This is a genomic window from Aeromonas enteropelogenes (genome assembly GCF_000819845.1).
In the GTDB taxonomy this organism is placed as follows: domain Bacteria; phylum Pseudomonadota; class Gammaproteobacteria; order Enterobacterales; family Aeromonadaceae; genus Aeromonas; species Aeromonas enteropelogenes.
Genome location: NZ_CDCG01000026.1, coordinates 100858 through 123487 on the forward strand (window position 1 = coordinate 100858; position 22630 = coordinate 123487).

25 protein-coding genes are annotated in these 22630 nt (G+C 62.1%); 11 read left to right on the forward strand and 14 right to left on the reverse strand.

Going from position 1 to position 22630, the window contains the following annotated elements; genetic code table 11:
- Nucleotides 1–95: 95 nt before the first annotated feature.
- A complete protein-coding gene (gene glnK, locus BN1123_RS09405; protein WP_026456195.1) occupies nucleotides 96–434 on the reverse strand; it encodes a P-II family nitrogen regulator in 339 nt (112 codons plus the stop codon).
- A 201-nt stretch (nucleotides 435–635) separates the two neighbouring features.
- Here glnK and arfB point away from each other — a divergent pair, with 201 nt between their 5' ends.
- A complete protein-coding gene (gene arfB / locus BN1123_RS09410) occupies nucleotides 636–1052 on the forward strand; it encodes an alternative ribosome rescue aminoacyl-tRNA hydrolase ArfB (protein WP_026456194.1) in 417 nt (138 codons plus the stop codon).
- A gap of 30 nt (nucleotides 1053–1082) precedes the next feature.
- Nucleotides 1083–1574, forward strand: a complete 492-nt coding sequence (locus tag BN1123_RS09415) for a methylated-DNA--[protein]-cysteine S-methyltransferase (protein WP_042026649.1) — start codon at nucleotides 1083–1085, stop codon at nucleotides 1572–1574.
- Between the two features lie 350 nt (nucleotides 1575–1924).
- On the opposite strand, the gene BN1123_RS09420 is transcribed toward BN1123_RS09415, so the two are convergent.
- From BN1123_RS09420 to tapT, 4 genes are all read right to left on the reverse strand, one after another.
- On the reverse strand, nucleotides 1925–2350 hold the full coding sequence (locus BN1123_RS09420; RefSeq protein WP_042026650.1) for a hypothetical protein: 426 nt from the start codon (nucleotides 2348–2350) through the stop codon (nucleotides 1925–1927).
- A gap of 188 nt (nucleotides 2351–2538) precedes the next feature.
- Complete coding sequence (yaaA, locus tag BN1123_RS09425) at nucleotides 2539–3312, reverse strand: peroxide stress protein YaaA (protein ID WP_042026651.1); 774 nt, start codon at nucleotides 3310–3312, stop codon at nucleotides 2539–2541.
- Nucleotides 3313–3356: 44 nt separating this feature from the next.
- Nucleotides 3357–4466: a type IVa pilus ATPase TapU gene (tapU, locus tag BN1123_RS09430; RefSeq protein ID WP_042026652.1), complete on the reverse strand. Its 1110-nt coding sequence runs from the start codon at nucleotides 4464–4466 to the stop codon at nucleotides 3357–3359.
- Between the two features lie 28 nt (nucleotides 4467–4494).
- Entirely contained in the window at nucleotides 4495–5529 is a 1035-nt protein-coding gene (gene tapT, locus BN1123_RS09435) for a type IVa pilus ATPase TapT (RefSeq protein ID WP_026457847.1), read from the reverse strand.
- 39 nt (nucleotides 5530–5568) lie between these two features.
- Between tapT and BN1123_RS09440 the strand changes: the two genes are divergently transcribed.
- The 5 genes from BN1123_RS09440 to BN1123_RS09460 are packed head-to-tail and all read left to right on the forward strand — an operon-like array spanning nucleotide 5569 to nucleotide 8463.
- Nucleotides 5569–6270, forward strand: a complete 702-nt coding sequence (locus BN1123_RS09440) for a YggS family pyridoxal phosphate-dependent enzyme (RefSeq protein WP_042026653.1) — start codon at nucleotides 5569–5571, stop codon at nucleotides 6268–6270.
- A gap of 56 nt (nucleotides 6271–6326) precedes the next feature.
- A complete protein-coding gene (proC, locus tag BN1123_RS09445) occupies nucleotides 6327–7151 on the forward strand; it encodes a pyrroline-5-carboxylate reductase (protein WP_042026654.1) in 825 nt (274 codons plus the stop codon).
- Between the two features lie 11 nt (nucleotides 7152–7162).
- Nucleotides 7163–7714: a YggT family protein gene (locus BN1123_RS09450; protein ID WP_026457844.1), complete on the forward strand. Its 552-nt coding sequence runs from the start codon at nucleotides 7163–7165 to the stop codon at nucleotides 7712–7714.
- On the forward strand, nucleotides 7714–8007 hold the full coding sequence (gene yggU / locus BN1123_RS09455) for a DUF167 family protein YggU (protein WP_042026655.1): 294 nt from the start codon (nucleotides 7714–7716) through the stop codon (nucleotides 8005–8007). Before BN1123_RS09450 ends, yggU begins: the two co-directional genes overlap by 1 nt.
- 36 nt (nucleotides 8008–8043) lie before the next feature.
- Nucleotides 8044–8463, forward strand: coding sequence for a DUF4426 domain-containing protein (locus BN1123_RS09460; RefSeq protein ID WP_026457681.1), 420 nt, complete (start codon nucleotides 8044–8046; stop codon nucleotides 8461–8463).
- A 105-nt stretch (nucleotides 8464–8568) separates the two neighbouring features.
- Here the strand turns inward: BN1123_RS09460 and BN1123_RS09465 are convergent, their stop codons facing one another.
- From BN1123_RS09465 to BN1123_RS09495, 7 genes are all read right to left on the reverse strand, one after another.
- The gene (locus BN1123_RS09465) at nucleotides 8569–9765 is read right to left on the reverse strand and encodes a NupC/NupG family nucleoside CNT transporter (protein WP_042026657.1); all 1197 of its coding nucleotides are present in this window, start codon (nucleotides 9763–9765) and stop codon (nucleotides 8569–8571) included.
- Between the two features lie 182 nt (nucleotides 9766–9947).
- Entirely contained in the window at nucleotides 9948–10883 is a 936-nt protein-coding gene (locus BN1123_RS09470) for a LysR family transcriptional regulator (protein ID WP_026457679.1), read from the reverse strand.
- Between the two features lie 83 nt (nucleotides 10884–10966).
- The gene (locus BN1123_RS09475) at nucleotides 10967–11500 is read right to left on the reverse strand and encodes a glutathione peroxidase (protein ID WP_042026758.1); all 534 of its coding nucleotides are present in this window, start codon (nucleotides 11498–11500) and stop codon (nucleotides 10967–10969) included.
- 46 nt (nucleotides 11501–11546) lie between these two features.
- Nucleotides 11547–12110 (reverse strand): NnrU family protein, encoded by a 564-nt coding sequence (locus BN1123_RS09480; protein ID WP_042026659.1) that lies wholly within the window; start codon nucleotides 12108–12110, stop codon nucleotides 11547–11549.
- Nucleotides 12111–12323: 213 nt separating this feature from the next.
- Nucleotides 12324–13457 (reverse strand): glycerate kinase, encoded by a 1134-nt coding sequence (locus BN1123_RS09485; protein WP_042026661.1) that lies wholly within the window; start codon nucleotides 13455–13457, stop codon nucleotides 12324–12326.
- Nucleotides 13458–13466: 9 nt separating this feature from the next.
- Nucleotides 13467–14729, reverse strand: coding sequence for a GntP family permease (locus tag BN1123_RS09490; RefSeq protein ID WP_042026662.1), 1263 nt, complete (start codon nucleotides 14727–14729; stop codon nucleotides 13467–13469).
- A 119-nt stretch (nucleotides 14730–14848) separates the two neighbouring features.
- Complete coding sequence (locus BN1123_RS09495) at nucleotides 14849–15964, reverse strand: sugar diacid recognition domain-containing protein (protein WP_042026663.1); 1116 nt, start codon at nucleotides 15962–15964, stop codon at nucleotides 14849–14851.
- A gap of 197 nt (nucleotides 15965–16161) precedes the next feature.
- Here BN1123_RS09495 and BN1123_RS09500 point away from each other — a divergent pair, with 197 nt between their 5' ends.
- From BN1123_RS09500 to BN1123_RS09510, 3 genes are all read left to right on the forward strand, one after another.
- Complete coding sequence (locus tag BN1123_RS09500; protein ID WP_026457863.1) at nucleotides 16162–16536, forward strand: YacL family protein; 375 nt, start codon at nucleotides 16162–16164, stop codon at nucleotides 16534–16536.
- 50 nt (nucleotides 16537–16586) lie between these two features.
- Nucleotides 16587–16877, forward strand: coding sequence for a hypothetical protein (locus tag BN1123_RS09505; RefSeq protein ID WP_026457862.1), 291 nt, complete (start codon nucleotides 16587–16589; stop codon nucleotides 16875–16877).
- 152 nt (nucleotides 16878–17029) lie between these two features.
- A complete protein-coding gene (locus BN1123_RS09510; protein WP_042026664.1) occupies nucleotides 17030–17857 on the forward strand; it encodes a CPBP family intramembrane glutamic endopeptidase in 828 nt (275 codons plus the stop codon).
- 3 nt (nucleotides 17858–17860) lie between these two features.
- On the opposite strand, the gene BN1123_RS09515 is transcribed toward BN1123_RS09510, so the two are convergent.
- Nucleotides 17861–19090: a DEAD/DEAH box helicase gene (locus BN1123_RS09515; RefSeq protein WP_042026665.1), complete on the reverse strand. Its 1230-nt coding sequence runs from the start codon at nucleotides 19088–19090 to the stop codon at nucleotides 17861–17863.
- Between the two features lie 168 nt (nucleotides 19091–19258).
- On the reverse strand, nucleotides 19259–19759 hold the full coding sequence (gene tpx, locus BN1123_RS09520; protein WP_026458391.1) for a thiol peroxidase: 501 nt from the start codon (nucleotides 19757–19759) through the stop codon (nucleotides 19259–19261).
- 245 nt (nucleotides 19760–20004) lie between these two features.
- Between tpx and BN1123_RS09525 the strand changes: the two genes are divergently transcribed.
- Nucleotides 20005–22446, forward strand: coding sequence for a zinc/cadmium/mercury/lead-transporting ATPase (locus tag BN1123_RS09525; RefSeq protein ID WP_042026666.1), 2442 nt, complete (start codon nucleotides 20005–20007; stop codon nucleotides 22444–22446).
- The last annotated feature ends 184 nt before the right edge of the window (nucleotides 22447–22630 follow it).

The window sequence follows — 22630 nt, forward strand, 5'->3', positions numbered from 1 at the left end:
GTTGATAGCGAGACAGGCGGTCGGCGCGGCCTCATGACGAAGCCATACGTCATCCGCTGATGGTCAGGGGCCAGCCTTTACCATCCTGCGGAGTATTACAGCGCCTCTTCATCCCCTTCGCCGGTCCGGATGCGTACAGCTTGCAGCAGGTCGTAGACAAAAATTTTGCCGTCACCGATCTTGCCGGTATAAGCCGCCTTGCAGATGGCTTCGATCACCCCTTCCACGTTGTCGTCGGCGGTCGCGATCTCCAGCTTGACCTTGGGCAGGAAGTCGACCTGATATTCGGCTCCCCGGTATAATTCTGTGTGTCCCTTCTGACGGCCAAATCCCTTGACCTCGGACACGGTCAACCCTTCCACCCCCAGGTTGGCAATCGCCTCACGGACATCGTCCAACTTGAATGGTTTGATAATCGCAGTAATCAGCTTCATCTGGTTGCTCCCAATCCATGGTGTGTCATGAACCAGCAATCAATTCTTGTGCCAATAATTTTTACTGTGTTATCTCATGTAGATAGCGTCTAATTGCAGTCCCCTTGACCTGAGCCGCCCCCGTAACCGATCTGCGCGCCCCATAATGAGGCACCAAGGTGCAGCGACCTGCACGCCTGCACCAAACAAGAGCACCACAGCATGTTAGTGATTTCCAATAGCGTCACCCTCCCCTGGCATGAGCTGCAATTCCAGACCATGCGGGCCCAGGGAGCCGGCGGACAACACGTCAACAAGACCGACTCCGCCGTCTGGCTGCGCTTCGATTACCGCCACTCACCGAGCCTGCCGCCCCTCTACATAGAGGGGCTCGACAAACTGAGCGACAGCCGGATCCACGATGGCTTCATCCTGATCCGGGTCGAGACCCATCGCAGCCAGGACATGAACCGCAAGGAGGCGATGCACCGCCTGGTGGAACTGCTGAAAAAAGCAGCCTGGCGCCCCAAGACTCGCCATGCCACCAAGCCGACCCGCAGCTCCCAGCGCAAGCGGGTCGATGCCAAGAAACGCAAAGGGGAGATCAAGTCTGCCCGTGGCAAGCCGGTACTGGAGTGATGCCCCCCTTCACAGCGAGAGCGAAAGAAGATGAGATACAGTTTTTGCGAAAGCGCCCGCGGCCCCCTGCTCATCGCCATCGACGATGATGGCCTGCGCCATGTGGAGTTCATCCAGGGCGAACGCCCCGTCATGCCACAGCCAGAGTGGCAACGGGACGATACCGCACTCGCCCCCTACAAAGAGCAGTTTGCCGCCTACTTTGCAGGTCGCCTGCGGCAGTTCGATCTACCGCTCGCGGCCAGGGGGACACCGTTTCAGCAAGCGGTGTGGCAGGCACTGTGCGACATACCCTACGGCGACACCGTCAGTTACCTCGATATCGCCACCGCCATCGGCAATCCCAGGGCGGTACGGGCGGTCGGCGCCGCCAATGGCCGTAATCCCCTCAGCATCATAGTCCCATGCCACCGGGTGATCGGACGCAGCGGCGATCTGACCGGCTATGCCGGCGGCATCCCGATCAAACGCTGGTTACTGGCTTTGGAACAGACGGCGGGAACATTCGAGTTGCTCCCCTGACAAAACCGCGCTGATGGAGACTCGGGCTGAAGATGGAAACAGGCTGGCAGGATACCCGAAAGCATTGGCTGGCAACTGGCACGGCGGCCGGAAATAGTTGCCGAGAATATGAACAGAGGATGAAGAATCATCTCAGCACTACTTCAGATAGCCCCTGGCAATATGAACCCATACTTGATTGGCATGGCTCATCGCCGATTCAAGTAGCACCCATGTGACGCTTCCAATCTGTCTTTTTCCCCCGCGCCTCCTTTGAGGCGCTTTTTTTGTGCCAAGCCCCCCACTACTGTGGTCAGTCGACACAAAAAATGAGGCGAAGGATCTCCTTCGCCTCTAGTAGCACACTTCCATCATTCGCTCTGGGCAAGAAAAGAGAGCTCGGGCGCCGAGGAGGTCAGCACATCGGCGCAGTAGTCCCAGGTCGAAATGCGGTAGTGCTGCAAGTCCTCGTCCAAATGCAAGCCATCGGATTCCTGATGAAACCAGCTGGCAAAACGGGACGGTGTGATGATCTGGATCTGCTCCTCGATGGCATGACTATCCTTCCCCTCCGCCAGATCGCAATCCTCCATCACCCGCAGGGCGTAGATATGGCGAAAGTGAACCCGGCACAGCAACTGGGGCGGCAGATCTATGCTGCGAGCCCGTCCCAGCATGATGGTCAGGGAGTCGCTCCAGAGATCCTGATGCAGCTCGGCGACAACCAGGCCGGGTGGTAGCTGGCGGGAGGGCGCCCAAGGGACGGCCACCTGCCGAATGGCATTTTTCTGTTCCATCATCCACCTCCAGCTTGTGACGACAACACCCTTTCTTGAGTCTATCTGAACCACATGGGTTCACCGAAAGCAATTGATAGACAATAAAAAAGCCGACGTATCAAACGTCGGCGAATAAAAAGTGCTTACAACAGAGGATTCATATAATCAGACCCATCACTAGGAAGATTGGTTCCCTCTTTTTGTAATTAATTTTCTGCACGTTTAAACATCAGGGTGGCGGCATCTGACTCTTCCGGCACGAAGTAGTAGCCATCGGCGTTGAAACCGGTCAGCTGTTCCACACTGGTCAGTTTGTTTTTGATGATGTGGCGAGCCATCATGCCCCGCGCCTTTTTGGCGTAGAAACTGATGATCTTGAACTGACCGTTTTTCTCGTCCTTGAATACCGGAGTAACAATCCGCCCCTTCAGGGCCTTGGGACGCACGGATTTGAAATACTCGTCGGAAGCCAGGTTCACCAGTACCTCATCCCCTTGGGCTGCCAGCGCCTTGTTCAGGTGTTCGGTGATGATGTCGCCCCAGAACTGGTAGAGATCCTTGCCGCGCGGATTATCGAGGCGAATCCCCATCTCCAGCCGGTAGGCCATCATCAGATCGAGCGGGCGCAGCACACCGTAAAGGCCGGACAGCATGCGCAGATGTTGCTGGGCAAACTCGAAATCCTCGTCACTGAAATCTTCCACCGCAAGCCCGGTGTAGACATCACCCTTGAAGGCCAGCAGGGCCTGACGGGCATTGTCCGGGGTAAACGCCGGCTGCCACTCGGCGAAACGGGCGGCATTCAGACCAGCCAGCTTGTCGCTGATCTTCATCAGGCTGGCGATCTGATCCGGGCTCAGCTGGCGGGCCCGGGCAATCAGCTCGGCGGAGTGATCCAGCAGTTCGGGTTGGGTGAAACGGGACGTCACCAGGGGTGACTCGTAATCCAGCGTCTTGGCCGGAGATACCACAATCAGCATAAGGATCCTCTATGGCGAGGAACCGCCCGCCCCGGGCGGTCCCGTTATTCGTCTAGCGTCACATTGTCCAGCATGCCGGATCCCAGCTGTTCATGACCCGAAAGCTTGATCAGCAGTCGCAGGTCATTGGCCGAGTCGGCATGAGCGAGGGCCTCACTGTAGCCAATCTGGCCGGCACAGAACAGGGCAAACAGCGCCTGATCGAAGGTCTGCATGCCAAGCTCTGAGGATTTGGTCATCACTTCCTTGAGCCGGTGCATCTCTCCCTTGCGGATGATGTCGGTGATGAGCGGGGTGTTGAGCAGGATCTCGAAGGCGGCAAAACGTCGCCGCCCGTCGATGCTGGGCACCAGTTGCTGGGCAACGATGCCACGCAGGTTGAACGAGAGATCGAACAGGAACTGGCGATGTTTCTCCTGGGGAACCAGATGCAGGATGCGATCCAGCGCCTGGTTGGCATTGTTGGCGTGCAGGGTTGCCAGACAGAGGTGGCCAGTCTCGGCAAACTGCAGGGCAAACTCCATGGTCTCCTGGCTGCGGATTTCGCCGATCAGGATCACATCTGGCGCCTGGCGCAGAGAGCTCTTCAGCGCCACGTCGAACGATTCGGTGTCTATCCCCACCTCGCGCTGGGTCACCAGGCTGCGGCCGTGCTGGTGCACGAACTCCACCGGATCTTCCACCGTCAGTATGTGCCCATCCGCATGCTGGTTGCGATAGCCAATCATGGCCGCCTGGGTGGTGGACTTGCCCGCCCCCGTGGCCCCGACGAACAGCACCAGCCCCCGCTTGGCCATCGCCACGTCCTGCAATATGGGAGGCAGGCTCAGATCATCGAAGGTGGGAATGCGAGTCTCGATGCGGCGCAGCACCATGCCAGGCAATTCCTGCTGCCAGAAGGCGCTGACCCGAAAACGGCCCAGCTCCTCACGATGGATGGCGTAGTTGGCCTCCTTGGTGCGGATGTAGCGTTCAAAATGGTCCGAGCTGAGGGTCTCCCTGACCAGGGTCAGCGCCTCCTTCTTGTCGAGGGGCTCGTTGCCCAGCGCCACCAGGTGACCATTGACCTTGAGGGTGGGAGGCGAGCCCACCGTCACAAACAGATCCGAGCCCTTGCGGCTGACCAGTTCGGCCAGCATCTGATCCAGATTCATGATGTCTCCTTCCCTGGATTCGTTGTTGTTATACGCTGTTGGGGTCGACGGCCTTGGCCTTGGCATCGAGGGACGCCACCACACCCCGGCTGACCAGCTGTTTGAGGCTCTGATCCATGGTCTGCATACCGTGGGTCATCCCGGTCTGGATCACCGAGTAGAGCTGGGCGATCTTGTCTTCCCGAATGAGGTTTCGCACCGCCGGAATGCCCATCATGATCTCGTGGGCCGCAACCCGGCCGCCGCCGATCCGCTTGAGCAAGGTCTGGGAGATGACAGCCCGCAGGGATTCGGACAGCATGGAGCGCACCATGTCCTTCTCCGCGCCGGGGAAGACGTCGATGATACGGTCTATGGTCTTGGCCGCCGACGAGGTGTGCAGGGTGCCGAACACCAAGTGACCGGTTTCGGCCGCGGTCATGGCGAGTCGGATGGTCTCGAGGTCCCGCATCTCGCCCACCAGAATGATGTCCGGGTCTTCACGCAGGGCCGAACGCAGGGCGGCGCTGAAACTCTTGGTATCGCGGTGCACTTCCCGCTGGTTGACCAGACAGCGCTTGTTCTCGTGCACGAATTCGATGGGATCCTCGATGGTGAGGATGTGGTGATGGAAGTTCTCGTTGATGTAGTTGACCATGGCCGCCAGAGTGGTGGATTTGCCCGAGCCGGTCGGGCCCGTCACCAGCACCAGACCCCGTGGGAATTCGGCAATCTTGCGAAATATCTCGGGGGCATCGAGATCTTCCAGGCTCAGTACCGTACTGGGGATGGTACGAAACACGGCGCCGGATCCACGCGCCTGCTGGAAGGCGTTGACCCGGAAACGCGCCAGATTGGGCACCTCGAACGAGAAGTCGACCTCGAAATTTTCCTCCAGCTCCTTGCGCTGGTGGTCGTTCATGATGTCGTAGATGAGGGCGTGAACTTCCCTGTGCTCCAGGGCGGGCAAATTGATCTTGCGAACCTCCCCGTCAACCCTGATCATCGGGGGAACCCCGGCCGACAGGTGTAGATCCGAGGCTTTATGCTTTACACTGAAAGCCAATAACTCTGTGATATCCATAGATTTGTCATTCTCCCATCACAAGATCACTTACGAAATATGAACCAGATTGCCCAGCACCTGCTTCAGGTAAAGGAGCGCATTGCCCAGGCCGCCGGGCGGGCAGGCCGCAATGCAGAAAGCATTCCCTTGCTTGCCGTCAGCAAGACCAAACCCATTGAGGCGATCATGGCGGCTCATGCCGCGGGTCAACGCCGTTTTGGTGAGTCCTACGCCCAGGAAGCGGCGACCAAGATCGATACCCTGCGCCAGCAAGAGGGCTATGCCGACATAGAGTGGCACTTTATCGGCCCTTTGCAATCAAACAAATCCAGGCTGGTGGCCGAACGGTTCGACTGGGTACAAAGTGTCGACAGGGACAAGCTGATCGAGCGTCTTAACAATCAGCGCCCGGCCACGATGGCACCGCTAAATGTTTGTCTGCAAATCAATATTAGCGGAGAGAGCAGCAAATCCGGAACGTCTGAACAAGAGATTTTCCAGCTGGCCGAACGGGTTGCCCAATGCGAACGACTGGTGCTCAGAGGCCTGATGGCCATCCCGGAGCACACCAGTGACGAGGCCGTGCTGGCCGCCCAGATGACTCGCATGCAGGCTCTGTTCACCGAGCTTGCGCGACAATACCCGAGCGTCGACACCCTCTCGATGGGGATGACGGAAGATCTCGAGCTGGCGATCGCCCACGGCAGCACCATGGTGCGAGTCGGCACCGCCATCTTCGGCGCACGTGACTACTCATAAGCATGAAGGGGCCGCAGCGTTCCCTCTTGCAACCATCTCATCAACAGGAGCGTTTGATGCAGCATAAAACCATCGCCTTCATCGGCGCAGGCAACATGAGCCGCAGTATCATTGCCGGTCTGGTCAAGGCGGGTTATCCGGCAGAGAAGATCACCGCTGCCAATCCCAGCCTGCCCAAGCTGGAGGCCCTTGCCAGCGACTACGGCATCCATGTCACCCAGAACAATGCCGACGCCGCCCGCCATGCCGAGGTCATCGTGCTGGCGGTCAAACCGCAGCTGATGGCCGACATGCTGGGGACGCTGGTCGGTGAGCTGGGATCTTTGTCCGGCAAGCTGCTCATCTCCATCGCCGCCGGCATCAAGGTGGCGCGCCTTGGCGAGATGGCCGGTGGCCATGCACGCATCATCCGCACCATGCCCAACACCCCTGCCCTGCTGGGGCTCGGCATGACGGGCCTCTACGCCCCCGATACGGTTGACCAGGAGGATCGCGACTTTGCCGAACAGATGATGCAGGCCGTCGGCAAGACCCTCTGGGTCGAGCAGGAGTCCGGCATCAACGGCGTCATCGCCGCCGCTGGCAGCGCCCCCGCCTACTTCTTCCTGTTCATGCAGGCCATCGCCGAAGAGGCCGAAGCCATGGGCTTTCGCCCTGAGCAGGCCCGTCTGTTGGTGCAGCAGACCGCCCTTGGCGCAGCCGCCATGGTGGAACAGAATCCGGCACTCGCGCTCGCCACCCTGCGTGAACAGGTGACCAGCAAGGGCGGCACCACAGCCGAGGCCATCAAGACATTCCAGCAACAGGGGCTGATGCCGCTGACTGCCCAAGCCATGCAGGCGGCCGTTGCTCGCGCCGCCGAAATGGAAACCCTTTTCTAACAGGAGCCCAGATGAACACCGCTTACTTTCTGATTAATACCGTTTTCGATCTCTACCTGATGGTGGTGCTGCTGCGGGTCTGGCTGCAGTGGGCCCGTGCCGACTTCTACAACCCCATGAGCCAGATGGTGGTCAAGCTGACCAACCCGCTGGTGGTGCCGCTGCGTCGCATCATTCCGGGCTTTGGCGGCATCGATATGGCCTCCGTGCTGCTGGCGCTGGCAGTGGCTTTCCTCAAGCTGGCCCTGCTCAAAAGCATGAACGTGCTGCTGGCCGACTGGCTCAGCATCAGCCTGTTTGCCGCCCTGACCGTGCTGAAGAAGGCGGGTTCGATGATCTTCTGGATCCTGCTGATCCGTGCCATCCTGAGCTGGGTCAGCCAGGGTCGCAACCCTATCGAATACGTGATGCACCAGCTGACCGAACCCTTCCTGGCCCCGATTCGCCGCGTGCTGCCGGCCCTGGGCGGGCTGGATCTCTCCGTGCTGGTCGCCTTCATCGGGCTGCAGGCCATCAACTACCTGCTGGGTGACCTGTTCGGTCAGCTGTGGTGGATGATTTGATGCCAGCCGTCCAGCAACAAGGGGATGAACTGGTACTGCATCTGGTGATCCAGCCCAAGGCGAGTCGGGATCAGATCGTCGGGTTGCACGGAGAAGAGTTGAAAGTGGCCATCACGGCACCGCCGGTGGATGGCCAGGCCAACAGTCATTTGATCAAGTTTCTGGCCAAGCAGTTCAGGGTGGCCAAGGGGCAGGTGAACATAGTGCGGGGGGAACTGGGTCGCCACAAGACGGTGGCCATCGATTCCCCCAAACAATTGCCACCGGAAGTGAGCGCCTTGCTGGATACTTGAACTTGAGCCAACAGTGAACACGAGAGGGACGACACCATGAAAACAGCCTGGATAAGCTGCCTGCTGGCACTGCTGATGACACTGCCGCTCAAGGCAGAACAGATGAAGGAGCTGGGCCCCTGGCAGGTGCACTACAGCGCCTTCAACTCCAGCTTCCTCACTCCCGAGGTGGCCAAGACCTACGGGCTGGAGCGCAGCCGCTACAACGGCATCATCAACATTTCGGTTCTGGACAAGCAGGGGAAAGCCCAGGCGGTGGGCATCACGGGCGAGGCGAAAAACCTCACCGGCACCATCCGCACCCTGAGCTTTCAGGAAGTGAAAGAGGGTAACGCCATCTACTATCTGGCGACTCTCCCCTACCGCAACGAAGATACCTACCAGTTCACCCTGAAGATCATGGGCGCAGGGCAGCAACAGACCCTCAGTTTCCAGCAGACCTTCTACGTCGACTGACACGAGCGCACAGAAAGCCCCGGCCATGGCCGGGGCTTTTTTTCGCCGGATGAAAACAGGGGCGCCTGGTGGCGCCCCTGCTGATCCCCGTATTGAAACCTGCTCTTACAGGGAGAGGAACAGGCCGGCCAAGGAGGCACTCATCAGGTTGGCCAGCACGCCGGACATGATGGCTCGCATGCCGTAACGGGCGATGAAGGCCTTGCGCTCCGGCACCATGGAGCCCAGACCACCGATCAGGATCGCCATGGAGGAGATGTTGGCGAAACCGCACAGGGCAAAGGTAACGATGGCCTTGCTCGACTCGCTCAGGCTTTGATCCTGGACCAGGGCGATGAAGGCGACGAACTCGTTGACCACTATCTTGGTGCCGATCAGGGCACCAGCGGCCTGGGCCTGATCCCAGGGCACACCGATCAGCCAGGAGACGGGGGCAAACAACCAGCCCAGGATGATTTGGAAGCTCAGATCAAGCCCCACCAGATCACCGGCCCAGCCCAGCAAACCGTTGAGCATGGCGATGACACCGACGAAGGCCAGCAAGGTGGCACCGACCGCGACCGCGATATTGAGACCGCCCATGGCACCGTCGGCCGCCGCCTCGATGACGTTGGTGGCGCGGGGCAGTTCGACATCCTGATGGTGATCCTGCTCATCGGCCGCAGGCGGCACCAGGATCTTGGCCATGGCCAGACCGGCCGGCGCGGACATGAAGGCGGCTGCGATCAGGTATTTCAGCTCAACCCCGATACTGGCGTAGCCCACCAGGGTGCCGCCAGCCACGGAGGCGAGGCCGCAGCTCATCACCGCGAAGAACTGGGAGTCGGACATCCTGGAGAGATAGGGTTTGACTACCAGCGGCGCTTCCACCATGCCGACAAAGATGTTGGCGGTAGCGGAGAGGCTCTCGGCGCGGCCGGTACCCAGCAGCTTTTGCAGCACGCCGCCCAGCAGGCCGATGACACGCGGCATCACGCCGATGTGGTAGAGGATGGCGATCACAGCGGAGAAGAAGATGATGATCGGCAGCACGTTGAAGGCGAAGATAAAGCCCAGCTTGAATCTGGCCAGATCGCCAAACACGAAGGCGATCCCTTCCTGACCATAGTTGATCACACTGCTGACACTCTCGCTGACCCCGTTCAGCACATGCTGGCCGGCAGGCAACCAGAGCACCAGGGCGGCAAACATGACTTGCAGGGCGAGGGCGAGGCCCACTGTTCGCAATGGGATACGGCGGCGATTATCAGAGCAGAGCACGGCCAGGGCCAGAATACTCAGTATGCCGAGCAGGGCAATCATAGGGACTCCATCAGGTGGTCAAAAAGATGGCCGCGGATTCTGCGCCCACAACCCCGCCACTGCAAGTCCGCTTGGTTACAGCTCTGTTAGAAAAAACGTTTTCACGATACCGGTTGCGGCAACTGGCTGATTTGGCTCGATTTTAGTATCACGAGAAAGCCAGTGTTTTTATATGGAAACGATTATTCCTCGGTGCCGGACAATTTGCCCCCGAGCCAGGGGGCCAGCCGCTGCTCCCAATAGGGTTGCTGGCCGAAGCACTCCTTGAGGAAATCGATGAAGAGGCGGATCTTGGGATCCAGGTGCTCGCGTCTGGCATAAACCGCGTGGACCGCCATCTGCTGGTTCGGTCGCCATTCTGGCAACAGGGGGATCAGCTGGCCGGACTGCAACTCCTTGTCCAACAAGTAGTTGGCGATATAGGCGATGCCGAGTCCGGCCAGCGCCGCGTCCCGCACCGCCTCCGCCATATCGACCCGATAGTTGCCTGCCACCTGCACCGTCTGGCGTTCCTTGCCCTGACGGAACGACCACTGGTGATAGCGCCGCTCACGGCTCTGATAGGTGATGCAGTTGTGCTGGGCCAGATCCCTGGGATGCAGCGGCGTGCCGTGGCTCAAGAGATAGTCCGGCGAGGCCGCCAGCACGAAGCCGATGTCGGTCAGGCGCTGGCCCACCAGTCCCTCCGGCTTGTCCTCATAGGTGGTGATCCAGAGATCCAGCCCCTCATCAACCAGATTGGTTCTGTGGTCAAACAGGGAAACCTCCAGCTCCAGCTCAGGGTAGCGATCCTGAAACGCCTTCAGATGGGGGATGACGTGCAGCCGGCCGAACGACTGACCGACGCCGAGGTGGAGCACACCGCTCACCTTGCCGCGCCGCTCGGCGATCATCGACTCCGCTTCCTGCCCGACCGCCACCAGGGCGTGGCAATGGCGGGCATACTCCTGACCCAGCTCGGTCAGGGCGAAACGACGGGTGGTGCGCTGCACCAGCTGGGCACCGAGAGCGGTTTCCAGCAGCGCCAGCTGCTTGCTGATATGGGATTTGGAGACGCCAAGGCGCCGGGCGGCGGCAGAGATGCCCTGCTCGCGCACCAGCGCATCGAAGATCACCATTTGCGGAAGACGTTGCAGCACGGGATAACCAGTTGGAGGAGGCAGGGGCCCATTATTCCAGAGCCGCCCGCCAAGGGGTAGGTTCAGTTCCCCAGCGCCTGCTCCAGCTGACGCCTGAGGGGATCCCTGGCCGGATTCTGGTTGGCGCCATAACTGCCAATAAGCTTGCCGTCGCGCCCCAGCAGATACTTGTGAAAATTCCAGTTCGGCGCATCCCCGTCGGCCGCCTCGGTCAGCCCCCGATACAGGGGCACCGCATCGGAGCCCCGCACCGCGACTCGGTTGAACATGGGGAAGGTAACGCCATAGTCGCGGCGGCACACCTCGGCGGTCTTGCCCTCGCTGGCATCCTCCTGCCTGAAATCGTTGGAGGGGAACCCCAGAATAATCAGCCCCTTGTCCTTGTAGTTCTGGTAGAGCTTCTCCAGATCGCGAAACTGGCCGCTATAGCCACAGTAAGAGGCTGTGTTGACCACCAGCACCACCTTGCCTTCGGTCAACTGGCAGAGGTTATGGCGTTGGGTGCTATTAAGCTCCCGCATCTCCACGTTGAAATAATCCGGGCAGGTGGCGGAAGCCATCCCGCTCACCAGCAGCAACAAAACACTCCATTTCATCATCGCACCTCCTTGGGGGTTGTCTGACATTCATTCCGGTTCACCCTCAGCGGAGCGCAATACCGGTCAGCCAGCCGTGTCCCCAGAAGATTAGCAGGGCCGTCGCCACCAGCCCGGCCCCCGTGCTGATCCCGGTCGCCTTCCAGTTGGCGGCGGGACGGGGCGCTTGTTGCCAGTCACGCCATGAAATCCAGACGATGCTGACCAGGGCCCAGAGGCCGATGCCGCCAAACAGCACCAGGGAGCGGGCCTCGCTGTTGACCAGCAGGTGGGCCAGCGCCCAGATCAGGGTGCCCAGCAGTTGGGGATGCACCAACCAACGCCGGAAATGGTTTTGTCCCTGGCCGGAAAAAAACAGGATCAGGGCGATGGGCATCATCCCCATCATGGCCAGCGGCCCCCAGGCGGGCAGAAAGTAGAGGGGCAAGGGGCTGGCCATGCGCCATCCGGCGATGATGAAGGCGATGGCGATAAACACCAGCAGGGAGAAGAGCCCCTTGTAGCGGTTCTCCCCCAGCCGTTCGCGCAGATGGTGTCGGTGCTCCGCGCCGTAACAGGGATAGAGATGGATGAGGGTGAACAGCGCCACCCCCAGGGTCAGCAGGATCATGGCTCTCTCCTTGTCGTTGTTGTGAACAACTATGCCGCAAAGGGGCGGGAGCGCCTATCAAAACTGCGCCATCCCGCCACGAACCGCCATAAAAAATGCCGATCGCAGGGGATCGGCCAAGAGGTGCCAAGGGCGCCCGATGATCTCGATAGCCGAGAGCGGCGTCCTGACGGGGCGAGGTCGGGCCGATGCATGCGCATCGGCCCGGGAGTATCAGCGCGGCAAGCGGTAGAGGGCCGCCACGTTGCGAGCGGTCAGCTCGAGATTGATGCTGGCGGTCGCCAGGGCTTCCGGCAGGGACATGGCGCGATTGACCACGGCAAACACCGCGTCCAGCCCGTGCTCATGCACCACACCACAGTCGTCGGTGAGACAACCGGAGATCCCGATCACCGGCTTGCCAAACTGCTTGGCGCAACGGGCCACCCCGATGGGAGTTTTGCCGTGGATGGTCTGGCTGTCGATCCGTCCCTCGCCGGTGATGACGAGATCCGCATCGGCCACCGCGTCGGCCAGCTTGAGCGCCTCGATGACGATCTGGATGCCGGGCTTGAGCTCGGCGCCGAGCAGGCCGACCAGCGCGGCCCCCATGCCACCGGCGGCGCCCGCCCCCGGGATCTCCTTCACCTGCTTGCCGAGGGCCTGCTCGATGCAGTCGGCATAGTGGGAGAGGTTGGCATCCAGCTGCGCCACCATCGCCGGCGTGGCCCCCTTCTGCGGACCAAACACGGCGGAAGCCCCCTTGGGCCCGCACAGTGGGTTGTTCACATCGCAGGCCACCTCTATGGTCAACCCGGCCAGACGCGAGTCCAGCTTGCTCAGGTCGATGCTGGCCAGATCCTTCAGACCGGCGCCGCCCAGGGCAATAGGGGTGCCATCCGCTTTCAAGAGCTTGCCGCCGAGCGCCTGGATCATGCCGGCACCGCCATCATTGGTGGCGCTGCCACCGATGCCGAGGATGAGGTGGCTCACCCCCATCTCCAGCGCAGCCAGGATCAGCTCGCCGGTACCAAAGCTCGAGGTCAGCAGCGGATTGCGTCGCTCCGGCTCCACCAGGTGCAGGCCGGAGGCGGCCGCCATCTCGATGACGGCGCGCTTGCCGTCCCCCAGCAGGCCGAGGAAACCCTGCACCCGGTTGCCGAGCGGTGCGGTCACCTCGACCGGCAGGATGCGGCCCCCGGTGGCATCCACCAGGGATTGCACCGTGCCCTCGCCGCCATCGGCCATCGGCAATTTGACGTAGGTGGCCTCTGGCAGCACCTGCTTGAAACCCGCCTCGATGGCATCGGCCACCGCCATGGCGCTCAGGCTCTCCTTGAATGAATCGGGGGCGATCACAATTTTCATATCAATTCCTTAGGCGAGGCCAAACACGCCAAACATCAGGGTGGAGACGGTAGCAATGGTCAGACCGACGGCAGTTTCGTAAGGGATCAGCTTGAGACGCTCGCTCACCCCCATGTGGACGCTGCCACCGGTCGCATGGAAGAAGGAGCCGTGCGGCATGTGGTCAAACACGGTGGCACCGGCGTGGATCATGGCGGCGCCTGCCAGACCGCTGACACCCAGCTCAAGCAGGGTGGAGCTGAAGACGTTGGAGGCCACCACGGTACCGGCGGTGGTCGAGGCGGTCGCCAGCGACATCAGGGCACCGGAGATGGGAGCCAGCAGGTAGGAGGGCAGACCGGAGGCGGTCAGGCCGCTGATCAGCACATCCTTCAGGCCGGAGTTGGCGATGATGCCGGCCAGGGTACCTGTCCCCAGCAGCATGATGGCCACCGGCGCCATGCGGGCCAGACCCGAGACTGCAAACTGGTTCACCTTGGTGAACTTGCCCATCATCAGGGCGCCGACCAGGCCACCGAGGGGCAGGGCAATCAGCGGATCCACCACGATACCGGCCACCGGGCGCAGGGCGAGCAGCAGGATGGCAACCAGAGGGGCACTGATGGCGGCGGCAAAACCGGGCAACTTGACCCCGTCAAAGCTCACCACTTCGTCGGCGGCAACCTTGCTGCCCTTGTTGTTCAAACGCTTGGCGAGCCAGTAGGCCATCACCAGGCCGAACAGGCCCGGGATGATGCCGGCAGCCATGACGGAGGTGAGGGGCAGATGGAAGGCATCGGCCGCCGCGATGGCGTTGGGGTTGGGGGACATGACGTTGCCCGCCTTGCCACCACCGATCATCGCCAGCAGGATGGCCGCCTTGGAGAGGTCGGCACGGCGGGCGATGGCCAGGGCAATCGGGGCAACCGTGATGACCGCCACGTCCACGAAGACGCCGACCGCAGTCAGGATCATGGTGGCCAGCGCCAGTGCCAGCAGGGCGCGGGTTTCACCGAGTTTTTTGACGATGGTTTCGGCGATGGTGGTGGCCGCACCCGATTCGATCAGCACGCCCGCCAGCACACCGGCCGCCAGGATCCGCATCACGGCGGTGGTGATCCCTTGGGCGCCGCCGATCATCAGAGCGACGGTCTGGCTCAGGTCGGCACCACCGATCAGGCCACCGGCCAGGGCGCCGACGATCATGCCGTAAGCGGGAGGAACCTTCTTCAGGATGAGGAAGATGGCGATGGATAGCGCCGCGATGGCGCCAAGGGCTGTAACCGGGATCATGACGGACACCTTGCATGTGAGTGAATGGTGGCCATTATGGTGATCCGAAACCGGAAAGCTTTGTTCAAAAAGACAAATATTAGCTATTGGAAAAGGATTTATTTGTCACATCAAACAAATCAGTTGTCGAGATTGAGCCCGAGATAGAGCAGAAACTTGTCGTCTAACTTGTTGAAATTCAAGCCGGTTATCTGCTCTATCTTGCCAATGCGATAGCGCAGCGTATTGGGGTGGATGAACAGGATTTCGGCACAGCGATGAAGATCACAATCCTGCAAGAAATATTGGCGCAGGGTTTTCAGTAGCGTTCCCTTTGCATCCTCTCGCGCCAGCTTCTGCAGGGGGGCGCGCAGCTGATCCGCCTGCCAGGAGTCCGCCAGACTGCCGAGCAGCACCGGCAGCCGATAATCCTCGAAGAAGTAGACCTGCTTGCGGGGGGCCTGGCGCATGCCGCGGCGCAAGGTGTCCCGCGCCGTCTGGTAGGAGCGTGCCAGCCCGTCAATCCCGGCGAAGTAATCACCCACCGCGATGCGCACCTTGAAGTGGGGAATGCGTGCCAGCAGCTGCTTGATGCGGCCCCGCTCCTGCTCCGACTGCCACACCTCGTCCACGATCTGGGCCGGTTTGAGCACTACTATCTCGTCCAGCCCATGGATGGCCACCAGATTGTCCCGCTCCGGATGTTCCAGCTGATGGACCAGCTCCCGCAAGCGGGCCGGATCCGCCTCCTCCAGCGCCAGCACAGCTACCACTCTGGGCTGGGCCAGATCCAGTCCGAGGAAACGGGCCGCCTGTAACAGCTGGTCGACCTTGCCCTCCCCCCGGATCAACTGCAGCACCAGCTCCTCCTTGTGGCGCTTGTCCCACTGCAGCTGCTCGGTGAGCGCGGCCTGCTCCAGAATGAGTTCGGCGGTCATCCGCACCAGCTCGGCGTAAGCGCGAACGATGTCCGGATCGCCAGAGATGCCGATGACCCCCAGCAGCTCCCCCTGATAGGCGATGGGCAGGTTGATGCCGGGGCGCACCCCTTTCAACTCGCGGGCGGTGGCTTCGCTGATCTCCACCACCCGGTTCTCGGCCAGCGCCAGCACGGCCCCCTCGTGACGCTGATGGAGCCGCTCCGGATTACCTGAGGCAATGATGAGTCCGTGTTCATCCATCACGTTGACCGAGAACGAAAGGATCTTCATCGCCCGACTGACAATCTGCTGCGCGAGTGTGTCATTTAGCTGCATAACATCTCCGGACAAGGGACGACTGGTGGTCCGCCAACCCGCGACGGGAAGGCAAAGATGCCACATCATCAAGACAAGCGAGAGGGGGATCGCTAGAATAGGCCACTTTACCCGATGTGTGCCCCGCCATGGAGCAGGAATTTGGTGCTTTCACCTCTGCCCGGGCCGGCCCATCCCTCCGAGATATGGACTCTGCTATGGATTATGAATTTCGCCGCGACCCGTTCGGTGGCTATCGCGCCCGGTTCTCCATGGGCCACGAGGCCATCGGTCAGTGGCTGATCGACGAAGTGGGCAAGGATGAAGAGAAGATCGACGAGCTGTTCGCCATTATCGATCAGCTCTCCAACCGCACCCGCACCGAGTACCGGCTGCTTGGCGGCGACTACTCCCTGCTGCTGACCCACGAAGAGGCCGAGGTGAAAGCCAACGCCCTCAATATCGAGCTGGACGAGGATCTCGACGATCTCGCCTACTACGATGATGAACAGCTGGCCATGTGCGGGCTGGAAGATTTTGCCCAGGTGCTGGTCTCCTGGCGCGCCTTTATCCGCAACGAGGATATGGGCTGATCACCCCATTTCGGGCAAGCATGCCCTTTGCCTAACCAACAGGATTGACTATGTCTATTTACGATTTTGATGACGAACTGCCGGAAGACGAGCTGGATCAACCGAAGAAACCCGCCCAGCCCAAGAAGAAGGGCAAACAGGTGCTCAACACCCAGGTCAACCTGAGCCCGCGCGATGCCAGCCGCCTGAACGGTCTGCACGTCGAAGCCATCACCACCCTGGATGACGTGAGCCTGCCGAAGAACGTGATCTTCAAGGCCGGCCTCATCGCCCTGGGCGAGCTGGACGCCAACGCCCGTGCCGACATCATCGCCCGCGTGATCGCCGAATCCGGCCGTTGATACGTCCCTGAATGCCAAAAGCCGGAGCCCATGCTCCGGCTTTTTTTATGTTGGCGCGGCCGTGACGGGTGGGGATCCGACCAGCTTATTGAGCCTTGTGTCACGGGAGACCCCGTTGTTAAGGTGCGACCTTCCGCTGCCAAGGAGATTCAATTTTGCCCCTACCCGATTCCCTCATCTGGGCTGCGCTGGCGCTGGCCGTGCTGCTCTGTCTGGCCCGCCAACGCTTGCCCGGCCTGATCCTGCTCGGCATCTCCCTGCTGCTGGCGCTCTGGCTGGAACGCATCACCCCCGTCGCCCTGCTGGCAAGCCTGGCAGGATTGCTGCTAGCCTGGCGCACCCCGACTCTGCCCACCCCCTGGCGATGTGGTGCGCAAGGGCTGGTGCTGCTGTGGGCCATCGCCCTGATGCTGCACCTCATTCCAGGCTTTCACAATCTCAAGGTGCTGGATCAGGTACTTGCCGGGCCGGACAGTGTGCCGTTCAACATGTATCTCAATCTGGACAAGCCGCTGGTCTTCTTCGGCCTGCTGCTGGCCTGGCCCGGCTTGCTGGGCCCGGGCGGCGCTATCCGCTGGCGTGTGCTCGCCCTGCTGCTGTTGCCGCTGGCGGCGCTGTTGATCTGCGCCTGGCAGCTGGGAGCGCTGAGGCCCGAGGTGGGGCTGCCTCACTGGTGGTGGCTGTTTGCCTTCAACAATCTGCTGTTCACCTGCGTAGCGGAAGAGGTGCTGTTTCGCGGCGTGATCCAGCAGGAGATCGCCCGGCGCGGCCGGCTCTGGCTGGGCATTCTGGTGGCCAGCCTGCTGTTCGGGGCGGCGCACCTGGCCGGTGGCCCACTGCTGGTACTGTTTGCCGCCCTGGCGGGGGCCTGTTACGGGCTGGCGTTCCATTTCAGCGGGCGTCTGAGCGTCGCCATCGTCGTCCACTTTCTACTGAACTTCGCCCACTTGGCCCTGTTTACCTACCCGCTGGCCCGCTGAACCTCAGCCGCGCGGGGGCTTGCCCCTGAACTGCTTGATGCTGCGCTTGGCCTGGGTACGGCGATTGGCCTGCTTGTCCCGCGGTGCCCGCTTGCCCTCGCCGCTCGCGGGCTTGTCGGTCACCGGGAAATCGCCGAGCTCGGCCAGTGGCAGCTCACGCCCGGTGAGGGTTCGGATCGCAGTCAGGGTTTCGGCTTCGCCGTGGCAGGTGAGCGAGATGGCCAGACCGCTGCGCCCGGCCCGGGCAGTGCGGCCGATGCGATGCACATAGACGGGGGCGCTGGCGGGCAGATCCAGGTTGATCACCACGGGCAGCGCCTCCACATGGATGCCGCGCGCCATCAGATCGGTGGCCACCAGCACCCGCACCTTGCCTGCCTTGAAATCTGCCAGCGCCTGTTCTCGCTGCGCATGCTCCTTCTCGCCATGGAGGGCAGCCACCGCGATGCCCGCCTTGGCAAGCTTGCGGGCAACCCCGTCCGCATCGTCCCGCGCGCTGATAAACACCAGCACCTGAGGCCACGCCTCCTCCCCGAGCAGCTTGATGAGCGCCGGCACCTTGCTGCTCTTGTTGACCAGATAGAGCCGCTCTTCGAAATCGCTCGCCACGCTGTTGAGCGGATCCGCTTCGACTCGCAGCGGATCCGTCAACAGGCCGCTGGCCAGCCCATCCAGCTCGGCGGGCAGGGTGGCAGAGAAGAGCAGGGTCTGGCGAGTGGCAGGAGTCAACCCCAGGATCATCCGGATATCGGGCCAAAAGCCCATCTCCAGCAGGCGATCCGCCTCGTCCAGCACCAGGGTACGCAAGCCATCGAGCTCCAACAGCTGCTGGTTGAGCAGATCCCGCAGCCGCCCCGGCGTCGCCACCAGCAGTTGCGGCCCCTGCGCCAGTTCGCTCTGTTGCAGCTCCTGCGCCACTCCGCCGCACAATGTCACCATGCGCACGCCAAGTGCCCCGGCAAGGCCTGCCAGCGCAACGCTCACCTGGGTGGCCAGCTCGCGAGTCGGCACCAGCACCAACCCCTGCACCTGGCGGGCGGCGGGATCCAGCCGCTGCAACAGCGGCAGGCCGAACGCCAGGGTCTTGCCGCTGCCGGTACGGGCCAGCGCCAGCAGATCCCGCCCCGCCAGCGCTGCCGGAATGGTCAGCTGCTGAATGCGGGTCGGGGTGTGCAGCTGTTCGGGCAGGGCGGCCAGCAGAGCAGGATGAAGGGCAAGTTCGCGAAAAGTCATGGCGCTACGTCGTTGAAGAAGTGGGAGGCGAAGTCTAGCCAGCGCAAAGGGAGAAGTAAAAGAAAGGTCGCCGTGCAGGCGCCCTAGCGCCGCAGCCGGCCATAAAAATAACGGCCTGCCCTGGCAGCAGACAGGGCAGGCCGTCGGGCCATCAGAACGAACGTCGAATTACAGGGCGGCCAGGGCAGCGGCGTAGTTCGGCTCGTCAGCGACCTCGGCCACCAGCTCGCTGTGCAGCACCTTGTTGTCCGCATCCAGCACCACGATGGCGCGGGCAGTCAGCCCCACCAGCGGGCCGGAGGAGAAGGCCACGCCGTAATCTTCCATAAAGGCGGCACCACGCAGGGTGGAGAGGGTTACCACCTTGTCCAGCCCTTCGGCGCCGCAGAAGCGGGACTGGGCGAACGGCAGATCGGCGGAGATGCAGAGCACCACGGTATTGTCCAGGGCGCTGGCCTGCTCGTTGAACTTGCGCACTGAAGTGGCACAGGTCGGGGTGTCAACGCTCGGGAAGATGTTCAGGATCTTGCGCTGACCGGCGAAGTTCGCCAGGGTCACATCGGAGAGATCCTTGGCCACCAGGGAGAAGGGCTTGGCCTGCTCACCGGCAACCGGGAAGTGACCAGCGACGGCGACGGGGTTGCCTTGCAGAGTGACTGAACGGCTCATGTGTTATGTCCTTTATGGGTGTTGTAACTATCCGGATCGCCAGTATAGGCGGGCGAAGGCCCGACAAACACCCGCCAACATCAGGGATATCGGGAACTCTTGCCTAGGCACCGGGCCGGCAAACTGCCGCCAGAAACTGACTGAAGAATAAAGGGGGATTGACCTTGGACATAACACCAAGGTTTACACTGAATCCAGTCATCAAGGAGCCCGCAGGGGCGAGCTCCCGCCAAGAGGAACCCTGTATGAGCAAATCCTGCTGCAGCTATCAGCATGCTACCTCTCCCATCAAGGCCGTCAGCAAGGCGGCCAGTGGCCAATCTGAACATAGGCACGACAGCCACTGCTGCGACAACGCGGTGCCGGCCAGTAGTTGCTCCGGCAAGACCGCCCACGAGCATCAGGCGCACCCGACCGGCGAGTCACCGGACGAGGCCGAACCTCCTCAAGGGAGCTGTCACGGCCAGGGTTGCTGTAGCCAGCCCTCATCCCATGAGCATAACCATGAGCATCATGAACACGGCGAGGCTACCGACTCGGGCGAGCCGCTGGCGGCCCCCGCCGGCGACAGCCAGCGCCACAGCTGGCAGATACTGGGGATGGACTGCCCCAGCTGTGCCCGCAAGATAGAGACAGCCGTCGGTCGGGTCGAGGGGGTGCAGCAGGCCCGCGTACTCTTTGCCACCGAAAAACTGGTGGTGGATCTGGCCCCCGGCCTCTCCCCCGATCCCGTCACCGCCGCCGTGCTGGCCGCCGGTTTCCAGCTCAGGGATGCCACCCAGGCCAGGCAACAAGAGGAGAAGAGCCGCGGCCCCCTGATGACCCTGCTCGGCAAATATTGGCAACCCCTGTCGCTGGCCAGCCTGATGCTGGTAGCAGCCCTGCTGCCGGACGAATTCGGCCAGCCCCTCTTTACCCTGGCCACCCTGTGGGGCCTGTGGCCCATCTCCCGCAAGGCCTGGTCACTGACCAGGAGCGGCTCCCCCTTCGCCATCGAGACCCTGATGACGGTCGCCGCCGTTGGCGCCCTGTTCCTCGGCGAAACCGCCGAAGCCGCCATGGTGCTGCTGCTGTTTATGCTGGGCGAGCACCTGGAGTCCTACGCCGCAGCCCGCGCCCGTGCGGGGGTCACAGCCCTGATGGCGCTGGTGCCCGACAAGGCTGTGCGCATCCGCACCGGTTTACAGGGTCAGCCACAAGGTGAAATCCGGGAAGAGGTGGCGGCCGAAGATCTTCGCCCCGGCGACATCATCGAAATTTCTCCCGGAGCCCGTTTGCCCGCGGATGCCAGATTGCTCGACGACCTTGGCACCTTCGACGAAAGCGCCCTGACCGGTGAATCCATTCCGGTGGAGCGCAGCAAGGGGGAAAAAGTGCCCGCCGGTAGTCTGGCGGCAGATCGGGTCGTGCGTCTTGAGGTGGTTTCGGAACCGGGCAACAACGCCATCGACCGCATTCTGCACCTCATCGAGGAGGCAGAGAGCCAGCGCGCCCCCATCGAGCGCTTCATCGACCGCTTCAGCCGCTGGTACACCCCGGCCATCATGCTGGTCGCCCTGCTGGTAGTGATCATCCCTCCCCTCGCCTATGGCCAGCCCTGGGACGAGTGGGTCTATCGCGGGCTGGCACTGCTGCTCATCGGTTGCCCCTGCGCCCTGGTGATCTCCACCCCGGCGGCAGTCACCTCCGCCCTGGCAGCCGCGACCCGGCAAGGGGCCCTGATCAAGGGTGGGGCGGCGCTGGAGCGGCTGGCCCATATCGATACCGTCTCCTTCGACAAGACCGGCACCCTGACCCTGGGCAAGCCGCAACTGACCGAGCTGGTGAGCCTCAATGGCCAGGCCGAGAGCGAGCTGCTGGCGCTGGCGGCGGCCATCGAACAGGGGTCCCATCATCCGCTGGCCAAGGCCGTGGTGACGGCGGCCAGTGAACAGGCGCTGGCTCTGGCGGCAGCCCGGGATCTGCGCGCCCTGCCAGGCATGGGGGTCGAAGGGCGCATCGACGGCACCCTCTGGCAACTGCTGGCACCGAGCCGGGTGGCCACCCTGAGCCGCGAGCAGAACGAAAGGATCACCACGCTGGAGCAGCAGGGCAAGACGGTGGTGGTGCTCTGCCAGACCCGTGACGATGCGACCACACCGGTTGCCCTGCTGGCCCTGCGGGATCAGATCAGGCCGGATGCGGCGGCGGCGCTGCAGGAGCTCAGGGTACTGGGGCTGCAGGGCATCATGTTGACCGGGGACAACCCGCGCGCCGCCGAGGCCATTGCCGGCGAGCTCGGCATGGACTGGCGCGCCGGTCTGCTGCCGGAAGACAAGGTGCAGGAAATAGCCAAGCAGGCCACCCGACAGAAGGTCGCCATGATAGGAGATGGCATCAACGATGCTCCCGCCATGAAGCGCGCCAGCATCGGCATCGCCATGGGGGGCGGTACCGACGTGGCGCTGGAGACCGCCGACGCCGCGCTGACTCACAACCAGCTCGGTGGCATCGCCGCCATGATCCGCCTCTCCCGTGCGGCGCTGGCCATCATCCACCAGAATATCGCCCTGTCGCTCGGGCTCAAGGCCATCTTCCTGGTCACCAGCCTGCTCGGCATCACCGGGCTCTGGATCGCGGTGCTGGCCGACACTGGCGCCACCGCGCTGGTCACCGCCAACGCCCTGCGTCTGCTGCGCAAGCGCTGATCCCGTCAAGGCATTAATCGCCACATCCACAAGCCGCCCCCCGACAGGGCGGCTTTTCTTTGCCCATTTATCGGACGACGACATAGAAAAAGCGCGCCTGCCGGTCGGCAGTCGCGCTTTGCTTACTCTCTCGGGATTATCCCACCCTTGGCGAGGTGGAATTCAACCCGGGGACGCCGAGCCA